Annotated in this window: 9 protein-coding genes; 2 read left to right on the plus strand and 7 right to left on the minus strand. The window is 73.6% G+C overall.

The window, feature by feature from the left end; translation table 11 throughout:
• Positions 1-3,379, minus strand: a 3,379-nt coding sequence (locus ACW9J6_RS16515; RefSeq protein WP_457117578.1) for a DNA translocase FtsK, incomplete at its 3' end; no start/stop codon positions are given.
• 225 nt (positions 3,380-3,604) lie between these two features.
• Between ACW9J6_RS16515 and ACW9J6_RS16520 the strand changes: the two genes are divergently transcribed.
• On the plus strand, positions 3,605-5,644 hold the full coding sequence (locus tag ACW9J6_RS16520) for an NAD(+) synthase (protein ID WP_457117579.1): 2,040 nt from the start codon (positions 3,605-3,607) through the stop codon (positions 5,642-5,644).
• 6 nt (positions 5,645-5,650) lie between these two features.
• On the opposite strand, the gene ACW9J6_RS16525 is transcribed toward ACW9J6_RS16520, so the two are convergent.
• The gene (locus ACW9J6_RS16525; protein WP_457117580.1) at positions 5,651-6,523 is read right to left on the minus strand and encodes a dienelactone hydrolase family protein; all 873 of its coding nucleotides are present in this window, start codon (positions 6,521-6,523) and stop codon (positions 5,651-5,653) included.
• A 319-nt stretch (positions 6,524-6,842) separates the two neighbouring features.
• On the opposite strand from ACW9J6_RS16525, the gene ACW9J6_RS16530 reads away from it, so the two are divergent.
• The gene (locus tag ACW9J6_RS16530; protein WP_457117581.1) at positions 6,843-9,203 is read left to right on the plus strand and encodes a multicopper oxidase domain-containing protein; all 2,361 of its coding nucleotides are present in this window, start codon (positions 6,843-6,845) and stop codon (positions 9,201-9,203) included.
• 6 nt (positions 9,204-9,209) lie between these two features.
• Here ACW9J6_RS16530 and rimM read toward each other — a convergent pair whose 3' ends face one another.
• The 5 genes from rimM to ACW9J6_RS16555 form a co-directional block, all read right to left on the minus strand.
• Positions 9,210-9,842, minus strand: coding sequence for a ribosome maturation factor RimM (rimM, locus tag ACW9J6_RS16535; protein ID WP_457117582.1), 633 nt, complete (start codon positions 9,840-9,842; stop codon positions 9,210-9,212).
• A gap of 3 nt (positions 9,843-9,845) precedes the next feature.
• On the minus strand, positions 9,846-10,211 hold the full coding sequence (gene rpsP / locus ACW9J6_RS16540; RefSeq protein ID WP_457117583.1) for a 30S ribosomal protein S16: 366 nt from the start codon (positions 10,209-10,211) through the stop codon (positions 9,846-9,848).
• 149 nt (positions 10,212-10,360) lie between these two features.
• Positions 10,361-11,962, minus strand: coding sequence for a signal recognition particle protein (ffh, locus tag ACW9J6_RS16545; protein WP_457117584.1), 1,602 nt, complete (start codon positions 11,960-11,962; stop codon positions 10,361-10,363).
• Positions 11,963-11,979: 17 nt separating this feature from the next.
• Positions 11,980-12,201 carry a glutathione S-transferase gene (locus ACW9J6_RS16550; protein WP_457117585.1) on the minus strand — a complete coding sequence of 74 codons (222 nt, stop codon included), beginning with the start codon at positions 12,199-12,201 and terminating at the stop codon, positions 11,980-11,982.
• A gap of 174 nt (positions 12,202-12,375) precedes the next feature.
• Complete coding sequence (locus ACW9J6_RS16555) at positions 12,376-13,287, minus strand: alpha/beta hydrolase (protein WP_457117586.1); 912 nt, start codon at positions 13,285-13,287, stop codon at positions 12,376-12,378.
• Between the last annotated feature and the right edge of the window lie 12 nt (positions 13,288-13,299).

Below are 13,299 nucleotides of genomic sequence, written 5' to 3' on the forward strand. Positions count from 1 at the left end.
CGGCCTCGGCGCCGCCCTCCTCGCCCTCCTCGGCGGTGATCGCGTCGAGATAGGCCGGACGCCCCTGGCGCTTCAGATGCGCCACGATCGCCTCCACCTCGTCGTCCGACACGAACGGGCCGTGAACCCGCGTCGTCCGACCGCCGCCCGCCATGAACAGCATGTCGCCCTGACCCAGAAGCTGCTCGGCGCCCATCTCCCCCAGGATCGTCCGCGAGTCGATCTTCGACGTCACCTGGAACGAGATCCGGGTCGGGAAGTTCGCCTTGATCGTCCCGGTGATCACGTCCACCGACGGGCGCTGCGTCGCCATGATCAGGTGGATCCCCGCCGCCCGCGCCATCTGCGCCAGACGCTGGATCGCCCCCTCGATGTCCTTGCCGGCCACCATCATCAGGTCGGCCATCTCGTCCACGATCACCACGATGTAGGGCAGCGCGGACAGGTCCATCACCTCGTCCTCGTACACCGCCTCGCCCGTCTCCCGGTCGAACCCCGTCTGCACCGTCCGGGTGATCACCTCGCCCCGCTCGCGCGCCTCCGCCACCCGGGCGTTGAACCCGTCGATGTTGCGAACGCCGAGGCGCGCCATCTTCTTGTAGCGCTCCTCCATCTCGCGCACGGCCCACTTGAGGGCGATCACGGCCTTCTTGGGGTCGGTGACCACGGGCGAGAGCAGGTGCGGGATGCCGTCGTAGACGGAGAGCTCCAGCATCTTGGGATCGACCATGATCAGGCGGCACTCCTCGGGCTTCATGCGGTAGAGGAGGGAGAGGATCATGGTGTTGATGGCCACCGACTTGCCGGATCCGGTTGTGCCGGCGACGAGCAGGTGGGGCATGCGGGCGAGGTCGGCGATGATGGCCTCGCCGCCGATGTTCTTGCCGAGGCAGAGGGCGAGCTTCTGCTTGGTCTCGGCGAAGGCGGGGCTGGAGAGGATCTCGCGGAGGTAGACGGTCTCGCGCTTGACGTTGGGCAGTTCGATGCCGATGGCGTTGCGGCCCTGGACAACGGCGACGCGGGCGGAGATCGCCGACATCGAGCGGGCGATGTCGTCGGCGAGCGAGATCACGCGCGAGGACTTGGTGCCCGGCGCCGGCTCCATCTCGTACAGGGTGACGACGGGCCCGGGCCGCACGGCCAGGATCTCGCCCCGCACCCCGAAATCGTGGATCACCTGCTGCAGCTGCACGGCGTTGGCCTGGAGCACGTCCGCGTCGAGGCTGCTGCCGTCCGAGGCGCGCGCCTCGGTGAGCAGGTCGAGCGGCGGGAACTCGTAGGGGAATTCCGGAGCCTGGACTGCCGGCCGCAGCGGGGGAGGGGGGAGCGGCACCAGGGCCAGAATGTCGTCCTCGTCCTCCGGATCCTCGGCGTCGAGGCCGAGGTCGGAATCGAGCCCCGCATTGCCGATCACCACGCCGTGCGGCTCCGGCGCCGCCGGCACGGAGGCGGGCGCCGCGGCCGGGATGGCGGCGGGCAGGCGCGAGAATTCGGGCGCCACGATCGAGATCACCGGCGCGGCGACCTGCAGGACGATCGACCCCACGGTGATCGGCTCGACCGGCCCGCCCGGCACCATCGTGAGGGCGAGCGGCGCCAGCGCGACGTCGCCCGGGAAAGCCGCCGGGGCGGGGAGGGCCGCCGGCGCTATCGCGACGGGCGGCAGGATCTCGGCCCGCACCGGGAGAACGGGCGCGGCCGCTTCGACGACCACCGTCTCGGCGGGCGCCGCCGTCTCGGCCGGGGCGCTCACCGGTTCCGCGGCGACGCCGGTCGCGCCGGCGGGGTCCGGCATCTCGGCGACGGAATCCGCCGTCGGCACAACCGTCTCCTCGGACGGGACTGCGACCGGCGCGGCGGTCTCCTCGGCCGCGAGGATGGCCGCCTCGGCGACGCAGGGTGCGGTCAGGTCGGGTGCGGTCTCGGACGGGGAGTCCGCCTCGGCCATCGGGGCGTCGGCGGGTGCGATCGCGACGGCCGCGCTCTCCGCGACCGGCTCCGCCTCGACGGCGGGCGCCACCATCGCCTCCGGCGCCGCGCCCGCCGCGACGGGTGGCGTCTGCGCGTCGGCATCGGACGGCACCGGCCGGTTGTCCTGCACCTCGGCGAGCGTCAGCGGCTGCGACCAGTCGTGCCGCAGCATGCCGGCGAAGGCGTAGGGAGGGTGCTTCGGCAGGGCGCGCAGGAAGGAGATGTCGAGCGGGAGCACGATCGGCGCGCCGTTCTCCACCTCCGCCGCGTCGAACTCCGCGGCCGGCACGATCTCCGGCTTCTGCGCGGGCTCGTCCGCGGGCGCGGGATAGGCCTGAGCCGGCACGGCCGCGCCTTCGGCCAGGGCCTCGGCATCGGTCGAGACCGCGACGGCGTCTCCCGGACGGGCCTCGGACGGCGGCTCCGCCGCGGCGGGTTCGGCCACAGGCTCCGGATGCGCGGGCGGTTCGGCGTCGACCGGCGGCTGGGCCGGCGGCGCGGGCGGGGGCGCCTCCTCTGGGGCGTGGCGCAGCAGGTGGTCGGGCGTGCGCGTGAACTTCACGCCGGGCGGCAGCACGTAGGGCTGGCGCCAGCGCGGGAGCGGTGGCAGGGCGGCTTCCTCGGCCGCGAGGCGCGCGGCCTCGGCGGCGGCCTCGGCCTCCGCGCGCGCCGCGGCGGCGTCCTGTTCCGCGGCGAGGCGCTCGGCCTCGCGCGCCCGCGCCTCCTCCTCCCGCTTGCGGCGGCGGGCCTGAAGGACGTGGTCGGGGGTGCGGGTGAAGCGCAGGTCGGGAACGTCGTCGCGCGGTGCCGGGGGCGGCGCCGGAGCGGGACGGGAGGCCGCTTCGAGGCTGCGCGCCGTCTCGGCCTGGCGGCGCGCCCGCGTCAGCACGGTCCGCGCCGGGCCGGCCGGCGGGATCGCCACCCAGGCATCCTCCATGTCGGGTCCCGGCCCGGCCGGCCGCGGCGGCTCGGCCGGGCGGGGCGCGGGCGCGATCGGGGCGGCGCGGACGGGCGCCGCCGCCACCGGTGGGGCCGGGATCGGCGCGGCCGGGATCGGCGCGGCAATGGGCGGCGGGGGAGGTGCGGCGGCGACCGGCGGTTCCGGCACCCAGGCCGGCGCGGCGGCCGGGGCGGGGTCCGGCACCCAGGGCGGTTCCGGCGCCGGGGCGGGCGCGGCGCGCACGAGGTCCGGTGACCAGGCCGGCGTCTCGCGCGGGACGGGATCGGTCATCCAGCTCGGCGTCGCGCGCCTGTCGAGGACCGCCGGCCGCGGCGGAGGCGGCAGCGCGAGGCGCTGCGGCGCCGGCGGCGCGAGCCGCCGGGCGACGAGCGCCCGCAGGCGCATCAGGGTCTCCGCCAGCGCCGCGAAGGCGAGGCCGCGGCGCGCGGGTTGGGGCGCGCCGCGCATCGCCTGTGGATGCCGCGCCGAAGACTCGAGGTTGGTGGGCCGTCCCGATGATCTCATGATGCTGGCTGGTTGGAGGCGGGCCACGCCGCCCGGGGCCGCTGCTCCCCACCAGTTAGGCGCGGTATCGTTAACGCCCGCTTGAGCCCGGCCCCGGGGACGGCCGGGGTGCCCAGGGCGGCGGCCCCGCGTTAAGCAGGGAGGATCGCCACCGGAGGCAGGCCCGCGATGTTCCGATCCCTCTACCAGCACGGTTTCGCCCGGGTCGCGGCCTGCGTCGGCCGGAGTCACATCGCGGAGCCGGCCGCCAATGCGGGCGAGGTGCTGGCGCTCGCGCGGCGCTGCCACGACCAGGGCGTCGCGGTGGCGGTTTTTCCCGAACTCTGTCTCTCCGCCTACGCGATCGAGGACCTGTTCCTGCAGGACACCCTGCTCGCCGCCGTCGAGAGCGCCGTGCTGGCGGTCGCGGAGGGCAGTGCCGACCTGCTGCCGCTCCTCGTGATCGGCGCGCCCCTGCGCCACGGCCACCGCCTCTACAACACCGCCGTGCTGGTGCATCGCGGGCGCGTGCTCGGCGTGGTGCCCAAGAGCTACCTGCCGAATTACCGGGAATTCTACGAGAAGCGCCACTTCGCCCCGGGGGCCGGGATCACCGGCGCGACGATCCGGCTCGGCGGGACCGAGGTCCCGTTCGGCACCGACCTGCTGTTCCCCGCCGCGGACCTGCCCGGGCTGGTGATCGGCGTCGACGTCTGCGAGGACATGTGGATCCCGGTCCCGCCGGGGGCGCTGGCCGCGCTGGCGGGGGCGACCGTGCTGGTGAACCTCTCGGGCAGCCCGATCACCATCGGCCGGGCGGAGAGCCGCAAGCTCCTCTGCCAGTCGGCCTCGGCCCGCTGCCTCGCGGCCTACATCTACGCCGCGGCGGGGCCGGGCGAATCCACCACCGACCTCGCCTGGGACGGGCAGACCGTCATCTACGAGGACGGCGACCTCCTCGCCGAGGGCGAGCGCTTCCCGGCCGAGCCGCAGGTGACGGTGGCCGACCTCGACCTCGACCGCCTGCGCCAGGAGCGTGCCCAGATGGGCAGCTTCGACGACAACGCCCGCGCGGTGCTGGGCGACCGGACCTGGCGGCGCATCCCCTTCACGGTGGCGCCGCCCTCCGGCGATCTCGGCCTCGCCCGCACGGTCGAGCGCTTCCCCTTCGTGCCGGCCGATCCCGCCCGCCTCGCCCAGGATTGCTACGAGGGCTACAACATCCAGGTGGCGGGGCTCGCCCAGCGCCTGCGGGCGATCCGCACCGAGAAGGTGGTGATCGGCATCTCGGGCGGCCTCGATTCGACCCACGCCCTGATCGTGGCGGCCAAGGCCTTCGACCGGCTCGGGCTGCCGCGCACCAACATCCTCACCTACACGATGCCGGGCTTCGCCACCTCGACGGAGACCAAGGCCAACGCCCACCGGCTGATGGCGGCGCTCGGCACGGCCGCGGCGGAACTCGACATCCGCCCGGCCGCCCGGCAGATGCTCGCCGACATGGGCCACCCGTTCGGGCGCGGGGAGCCCGTCTACGACGTCACCTTCGAGAACGTGCAGGCGGGCCTGCGCACCGACTTCCTGTTCCGCCTCGCCAACCACAACGCCGCGATCGTGGTCGGCACCGGGGACCTGTCGGAACTGGCGCTCGGCTGGTGCACCTACGGCGTCGGCGACCAGATGTCCCACTACGCGGTCAACGCCGGCGTGCCCAAGACCCTGATCCAGCACCTCATCCGCTGGGTGGTCGCCTCCGGCCAGTTCGAGCCGGAGGTGAACGCCACCCTGGACGCGATCCTCGCCACCGAGATCTCCCCGGAACTGGTGCCCGTGCAGGAGGGCGAGGCGATCCAGAGCACGGAGGCGAAGATCGGCCCCTACGCGCTGCAGGACTTCAACCTGTTCTACACGCTCCGTTACGGGTACCGCCCCTCCAAGATCGCCTTCCTGGCGGCGCGGGCCTGGGAGGATCCGGCGCGGGGCCCCTGGCCGCCCGGCTTCCCGGAGGCGCGGCGGGGCGCCTACGCGCTCCCGGAGATCCGCGCCTGGCTGAAGGTGTTCCTGCAGCGCTTCTACGGCTTCAGCCAGTTCAAGCGGTCGGCGATCCCGAACGGCCCGAAGGTGGCGGCGGGCGGGGCGCTCTCGCCCCGCGGCGACTGGCGGGCGCCCTCGGACGGCAACGCGACCGCGTGGTTGGAGGAGCTGGAGCGGACCGTGCCCGAGGCGTGAGCGATCTCAGGGCCGCCCCGATTGCGGCCCCGGCGTCCGCAGGTAACGATCGAACAGGTCCAGGATGCGGCGGGTCGCGTCGTCGGTGGCCTCCGCATTCGCCGGAATCGACTGCCGGCGCTCGCCGGGATCGTCGAAGCTGTGCGTCGCGCCCGGATAGATCCGGATGGCGACGTCGCCGCCCGCGGCGCGGCCCGCCGCGACGAGCCGCGCGCAGCGCTCCGGCGAGACCTCCTCGTCGGCGGTGCCGTGGAAGACGCGGACGGGCGCGACGGGACGGTAGGCCCGCGTCGCGAACAGGCCCCTCAGCCCGCAGGCCGGGTAGAGCGCGACCCCGATCCGGAAGTCCCGGGCCGCCGGCACCGCGCCCTCCGCCAGGGTGGCGAGCGTCGCGCTGCCGCCGTTCGACCAGCCCATCAGCCCGATGCGGTCCGCCGCCACGTCCGGGCGGGCGCGCAGGTAGGCAAGGCCGCCCGCGGCGTCGAGCGGGCGCACCGCCACCTCGCTGACCGCCTCGGGACGGTCGTCGTAGCTGTGGCGCGGGAAGCCGCCCGGATAGCCCCGCGGCCCGAAGCCGTCGACCAGGAGGGCCACGAAGCCGTGCTCGGCCAGGAGTTCGCCCCAGGCGCGGTGGCGCTGCGAGAGGGTCGAGGCGTTGTAGACCCCGTCCGCGCGCGACGAGTAGGCCCCTGCGCGCCCATGCATCATCACGACGGCCGGGTGCCGCCGGCCCGCAGGCGCGTCGGGCGCGAACAGGTAGCCGACGAGGGTCGTGCGTCCGTCGGCACTCGGGAACGTGACCCTGACGGGTTCGGCGGCGAGGGCGGGCAGGAGGCCGCAGAGCCCGAGCAGGGCGGCGAGGAGGAGGCGCGGAGCCATGGGAGGTTTCCGGTCGAAGGCCCGCCGCTCTCGGCGGACCCGCGAGGTATCGCCGGGATGCGCCGGGCGGGATGTGCGCGACCGCCCCCGCCACGATGCCGCGTCCGTTCTCGGCTTGGCGGTCTCGGGAAGCACCTCGGGCGGGATTCGCCCTTTTGATCGGACGTCGCCGCTTCATGCCGGGAGAACTGTCGGATGTTGCGGCGTGGTGAAACAGTCCGCAGCGGTCGAGGCGGCCCGGACCATCACTTCGTGATTGGGAGAAGTCGGACATCGGAGTAACGTCGGCGCGACTGTTCTGGGTCAGAGGGGCTGGGTCATGGCGCGCGAACGCATGGCGTGGATCGTCCCGTGGCTGTGGCTGCTGCTGGCGGCGATCCCGGTCCGCGCGGCCGACCAGGATGCGGGCTGGACGGATCCACCTGTTCTGCGCATCCCCCGATCGTCCGTCGTGACCCTCGACGCCTTCACGGACTGGGTGGATGTGCCGGGCCTGGGGCGCGTGAACGGCGCCTCCTTCTACGACATCCGGCCGGGCGACGAGCCCCGCACCGCGCCGGAGCGGCGCAGCCTCATGCCGCCGGTGCTCCAGATCGACAAGGGCACGGTCCTCGATCTCCACCTCAACAACCGCCTGACGACGATCGACGCGCCCGGGCTCGGCAAGGCCGACGCGCGGCGCAGCGGCGACTTCTCGAACGTGCACACGCACGGCCTGATCGTCGCCCCGACCGGCATCGGGTTCGGGGGTCCCGCGCCCCGGCTGGGGGATTGCGTGCTTCCGCTCGCGGCGAGCCACGCGGGGGCCGCGCCGGACACCGGGCCGCACGCGCATCACGCCGGGATGGACGCCGATCCCTGCGCGTCCGGCACGCCGCCCGGCATGGCGATCGCGGACCGCCTCGCCTACACTTACACGATCCCGGCCGACCACCCGAGTGGATTGTTCTGGATCCACCCGCACCCGCACGGCCAGTCGGAGATCCAGCTCTCGAACGGCGTCTCGGGCCTGCTGGCGATCGGGTCCGTCTGGGACGAGCTCTACTTTCGCTGCCGGCTCACCGCCTCGCCCGCCGCCCGGGGCGAAGCCTGCCGCACGCAGGCCGAACAACGGGAGGAGCGGGCGCTGGAGGCGCAGGCGCGCGGAAGCGGCGAGGACGGGCCGCTCCTGCGGGTGCGCTATCTCGGGCTCAAGGACGTGCAGGTGGCGGCCCGGCCGGCCCCGGCCGGCGCGGCCCCGCGCTTCGACCTGATCCCCTTCCCGCACCGGCCCAAGACGACGGACAAGGCGTTCTCCACCGCCAACGACGCCCGCAAGGCGCGGTGCGGCGGCGTGCCGGTGCTGCGGGACGACGGCGACGTCGTCGCCCCCGGCCAGGTCGGCCCCGCCCGCGGCGCGTGCTGGGGCAAGACCGACACGGGGCAGCGGGAAGGATGGGTCTTCCCGGTCTCGGGGCAGGTCTACCCGCGGATCACCGCCGAGCCCGACGCCACCGAGTTGTGGCGGATCGCCAACATGTCGGCGGATGTCAGCTACCGGCTGGAACTGAAGGGCGAGGACGGCACGCCCTACCGCATGCGCCCGATCGCCCTCGACGGCGTGGCGCTCGCGGCGCTGCGTGCCGGAGTCGAGCCCGGCCGGCTCGCCGGCGGCAAGGTCGCGGCGACGGCGGGGCAGCCGCTGCCGGAGATCGTCCTGATGCCGAGCGCCCGCATCGAGGTGGTCGTCGAGCGCTGCCGCGCCGTCCCCGACGGCCGCGACGAGACCGGCTGCGTGCCGCGGGAGCGGACCGTCAGGGCGGTGCTGCGCACCCGCGGCATGGTGACCGGGCGGGACGGCGCCGGGGATGCCTGGCCGGCGATCGAGCTCGCCGAGGTGGTGTTCGAGGCCGGGAAGGCGGGGGCGCCGGTCCTGCCGCGGGTCAGCGCCGCCGCCCCGCCCACGTCGCTCGTCGCCTCGCCATCGCCGGCCCCGCCTGCGGCGTCCGCGCCCACTCCGACCGACCCCTGCGCCTACCGGCACGGGCCGGATCGGTTCGGCTTGGACAGCACCCGGGTCAGGCTGATCCGCCTCAAGAACGACAACGTGGGGCCGAAGCAGGTCGAGGTGTTCGGCATCCACAACGAGCTGTTCGATCTCGCGCGGGATCCCGACGGTGCGCCGGTCACGGTGGCGGCCCTGATCGACGAGGGCGGCTCGCCGCCGAAGGACGGGACGGCATCACTGATCCGCAATATCCGCCTACCGAACCCGTGCAAGACGATCGATACGCCGGATGGCTTCCACGATTATTACAACGAATTCAAAGAAAATATCGATAACGTTACTGTCAAGTACGGCGCGGATGAGTATTGGCTCGTCGTCAACGACAGCGCCGAGTGTCACAACTTCCACATCCACCAGATGAAATTCGCCGTCGTGGACGCCGATTTCGAAGGCACGGCGGCCGCGATCGCGGGAACGGCACCCCCGGCCTCGGACCAGTGCGCCGGCGACCGGACGGCGATCCGGCCGATCAACCAGGCGGCGCTCCTCGACAATTACCCGCTGCCGCCGAGCGCCCGGGTGCTGTTCCACGTCCGGTTCGACGGGCCCAAGCTCGGGCGCTTCGTGTTCCACTGCCACATCCTGGAACACGAGGACAAAGGGATGATGTCGCTGCTCAAGGTCGAGGAGTAGGGGCGCTCACGCCTCCTCGTCCGGCGGGGGGCCGGGCGGCGCGAACAGATCCTCGGGCGGCACCACCGTGACCCGCCGGGCGGCGATCTCCACCTTCGGCACGAAGGCGCGGGTGAAGGGCAGTAGCGCGGGCGCGCCGCCCACCGCGGGTGCGATCTCCAGGAGGTCGCCGCCGCCGTAATTCGGCACGGCCCGCACGGTGCCGATCCGCGTACCCGCCGCATCGACCACGTCGAGGCCGATCAGGTCCGCGGTGAAGAATTCGTCCTCGTCCTCGGCCGCGCCGAGGCGGTCGCGGGGGACGTAGAGGGCGAGGCGGTTCAGCGCCTCGGCCGCGTTCCGCCCGGAGATCCCGGCCACGCGGGCGATCAGGACGTCGGGCGCGCCGGAGGTCGGGCGCAGGCCGCCGAGTTCGATCACGCGCCCATCGGCCGCCGTGAGCGGGCCGTAGGACCCGATCGCCATCGGATCGGCGGTGTAGGATTTCAGCCGCACCTCGCCCTGGAGGCCGTGGGCGCGGCCGAATTCGCCGAGGAGCACGAAGCCCGGATCGGCGGCCGGGCCGGGGCCCGGTGCGCCGGCCGCGTCCCGCCCCGGCCGGGGGCCGGAGGGGGCGGGGCGGGGAGGCCGGCGCGCCATGGATTACGCCGCGGCGTCCTCGCCGGCGGCGGCGCCGGCCTTCTCGGCGCGGGCGGCAGCGCGCTCCTTGGCCTTGGTGCCGGGCTCGGCCTTCGTCGGGTTGTTGCGGGCCGGGCGCTTGGCGAGGCCGGCGGCGTCGAGGAAGCGGAGCACGCGGTCGGTCGGCTGCGCACCCTTGGCGAGCCAGGCCTGGACCTTCTCGACCTCGAGGACCACGCGGGCCGGATCGTCCTTCGGCTTCATCGGGTCGTAGACGCCGACCTTCTCGATGAAGCGGCCGTCGCGCGGCGAGCGCGAGTCGGCGATGACGATGCGGTAATAGGGGCGCTTCTTGGCGCCGCCGCGGGTCAGACGGATCTTCAGGGACATCTCGTTACCTCTTCACTCGAACATGCTTCAGTGGATTGTGCGGAGCGACGCGATCGCGCTCCCATCATCGGACGATCGCGCGCCGGCGACCGTCGTCATCGATCTTCCCGTGCTCGAGAACGTCGATTCCTGCGAGGGGCATCATCCCCCTACTTCTTCTTGCCCAAGGGCAGGCCGCCCAGGCCCGGCAGCCCCGGCCCCTTGCCGCCGCCGAGGCCCGGCAGGCCCGGCATCTTGCCGGGCGCCCCGCCCAGGCCGGGCGGCATCGGCGGCAGCTTGCCGCCGAACTGCTTCTCCAGGGCGGCGATCTGCTCGGGCGTCGGCTCGGGCATGCCACCGCCGCCCATCATCTTGCCCAAGCCCCCGAGACCACCCCCGAGACCGCCGCCCCCGAGACCGCCGCCCCCGCCGAGCCCGAACATGCTGCCGAGCGCCTGGCCGAGGCCGCGCTTGCCCGAGCCCATGGCCTTCATCATGTCGGCCATGGTGCGGTGCATCTTGAGGAGCTTGTTGATCTCCGAGACGTCGACGCCCGAGCCCTTGGCGATGCGCTTCTTGCGCGAGGCCTTCAGGATGTCGGGGTTGCGCCGCTCCTCGGGGGTCATCGACGAGATGATGGCCCGCTGGCGCCGGAACATCTTCTCGTCGAGGTTGGCGCCCTCGACCTGCTTCTTGATCTGGCCCATGCCGGGCAGCATGCCCATCAGGCCGCCGATGCCGCCCATCTTCTCCATCTGGCCGAGCTGCATCGACAGGTCTTCGAGGTCGAACTTGCCCTTGCGCATCTTCTCGGCGACGCGCAGGGCCTGTTCCTGGTCGATGGTCTCGGCCGCCTTCTCGACGAGCGAGACGATGTCGCCCATGCCGAGGATGCGGTTGGCGACGCGGGCGGGATGGAACTCCTCCAGCGCGTCGACCTTCTCGCCGGTGCCGACGAGCTTGATCGGCTTGCCGGTGACGGCGCGCATGGAGAGGGCCGCGCCGCCGCGGGCGTCGCCGTCCATGCGGGTGAGCACGATGCCGGTGACGCCGAGGCGCTGGTCGAAGGCCCGCGCCGTATTGACCGCGTCCTGGCCGGTGAGGGCGTCGGCGACGAGGAGCACCTCGTGCGGGTTGGTGGCCGCCTTCACGTCGGCGGCCTCCTGCATCAGCCCCTCGTCGAGGGTGATGCGGCCCGCCGTGTCGAGCATCACCACGTCGAAGCCGCCGAGCCGGGCGGCCTCCATGGCGCGCCGGGCGATCTGCACCGCCGACTGGCCGGCGACGATCGGCAGCGTCTCGACGCCGACCTGCTGGCCCAGCACCGCGAGCTGCTCCATGGCGGCCGGGCGGCGCGTGTCGAGGGAGGCGAGCAGCACCCGGCGCCGGTCGCGCTGCGTCAGGCGGCGGGCGATCTTGGCCGTGGTGGTGGTCTTGCCCGAACCCTGCAGGCCGACCATCAGGATCGGCACCGGCGAGGGGGCGTTGAGGTCGATCACCTCGGCGTCGGTGCCGAGCATCGCCACGAGCTGGTCGTTGACGATCTTCACGACCATCTGGCCGGGCGTCACCGATTTCAGCACGACGGCGCCGACCGCCTGCTCGCGCACCTTCTCGGTGAAGCCGCGCACCACCTCGAGGGCGACGTCCGCCTCCAGCAGGGCGCGGCGCACCTCGCGCAGGGCCGCGGTGACGTCGGCCTCGGTCAGCGCGCCGCGGCGCGTGAGGCCGGAGAGAATGCCGGAGAGGCGCTCGGAGAGGCCGTCGAACATGCTGTGGTCCCTCAGCGCTACTCGTCGTTGCCCGCCGCGGCGGCCCGGCGCACCTGGAGCGCGCCCTCGAAGTGCCGGATCGCGGTCTCGAACTTGTCGCGGCAGCCGGGATTGCAGAAGCCGACCACGGCGCCGTTGTAGAGCGTCAGCGAATCGGCGGCGATCGGCTTGCCCGACCAGGGGCAGGCCGTGTTCACCGCGTCCTCGATGCGCAACGGCGCGTGGGTCGTGTCTCTCATCCGGGTCCCGGTTCGGGCAGCGTGGCGGCGCGGCTTCGCCCAACGCCGGACGCGCCCGAGGGCGCATCGCGCTGTCGGGCGTTGGCCTCCGGCCTCAGGGGACCGGGCGGCGGTACGGGTCGAGACGAGACTTCGCCTGGAAGCCGGAGCGCCTACAGGTCTTCCGCCGAAAAGTCAACGCTCGGCGGGCGCCGGCTGCCGCGCCGCGGCGAGATGGCGCTTGAGGAACGCGCCGGTCTCCGCGAGGGAGCGGCGGGCCTCCGGAAGGAACGAGGACGCGAACTGCCAGGCATGCGGCACCACCGGCCAGACCGTGAGCGCCACGGTGACGCCCGCCGCCCGCGCCTTCTCGGCGAAGCGCACGGAATCGTCGCGCAGGATCTCGCGCTCGCCGACATGGAGCAGCAGCGGCGGCAGGCCCGCGAGGTCGCCGAACAGGGGCGAGACCAGCGGGTCCGCTGGGTCGTGCCCGGCGAGGTAGGCCTCCTGCAGCATCGGGAAGCTCTCGACCGTCAGCATCGCCTCGCGCCGCGCGTTCTCGGTCAGCGAGGGGCTGCCGCCCGTCATGTCGGTGGCGGGCGAGAAGGCCGCCGCGGCCGCCGGGAGCGGCGCGCCCTCGGCCTTGAGGCGCAGCATCAGCGCCAGGAGGAGGTTGCCGCCGGCCGATTCGCCCGCGAGAGCGGCCGGGCCCTGCGCGGCGAAGTCCAGCCACGCCGCCCGGACGTCGTCGAGGGCGGCCGGGTAGGGATGCTCGGGGGCGAGGCGGTAATCGGGGGTGAAGATCCGGAAGCCCTGGCGGGCGAGGCCGCCGACCAGCGGCCGGTGGGTGCGCGGCGAGCAGGCGATGAAGCCGCCGCCATGCACGTAGAGGAGCCGGGGCGCGTCCGCGGACAGGCCGGGCCGCTCCGCCCATTCCCCGGCAATCCCGCCCACCGTCCCGGCACGGAAGGCGATTCCGGGCGGATCCGGGAAGGCCGCCGCGTCGAAGACCCGCCGCACGGCGAGGACGTCGGTCACGCCGGCCATCCGCCGCTTGACCTGACGCTTGATCATCCAGGCGAAGGCGTATGCGCGCAACGATGCCATGCGGGGGAGACC

The organism is Methylobacterium sp. JK268, from assembly GCF_054052225.1.

Excerpts from the sequence above, each read along its gene's own strand:
- ACW9J6_RS16550 (WP_457117585.1), bottom strand. The coding sequence starts at position 12,201 with ATGAGAGACACGACCCACGCGCCGTTGCGCATCGAGGACGCGGTGAAC.
- ACW9J6_RS16530 (WP_457117581.1), top strand. The coding sequence starts at position 6,843 with ATGGCGCGCGAACGCATGGCGTGGATCGTCCCGTGGCTGTGGCTGCTG.
- ffh (WP_457117584.1), bottom strand. The coding sequence starts at position 11,962 with ATGTTCGACGGCCTCTCCGAGCGCCTCTCCGGCATTCTCTCCGGCCTC.
- ACW9J6_RS16525 (WP_457117580.1), bottom strand. The coding sequence starts at position 6,523 with ATGGCTCCGCGCCTCCTCCTCGCCGCCCTGCTCGGGCTCTGCGGCCTC.
- rpsP (WP_457117583.1), bottom strand. The coding sequence starts at position 10,211 with ATGTCCCTGAAGATCCGTCTGACCCGCGGCGGCGCCAAGAAGCGCCCC.
- rimM (WP_457117582.1), bottom strand. The coding sequence starts at position 9,842 with ATGGCGCGCCGGCCTCCCCGCCCCGCCCCCTCCGGCCCCCGGCCGGGG.
- ACW9J6_RS16555 (WP_457117586.1), bottom strand. The coding sequence starts at position 13,287 with ATGGCATCGTTGCGCGCATACGCCTTCGCCTGGATGATCAAGCGTCAG.
- ACW9J6_RS16520 (WP_457117579.1), top strand. The coding sequence starts at position 3,605 with ATGTTCCGATCCCTCTACCAGCACGGTTTCGCCCGGGTCGCGGCCTGC.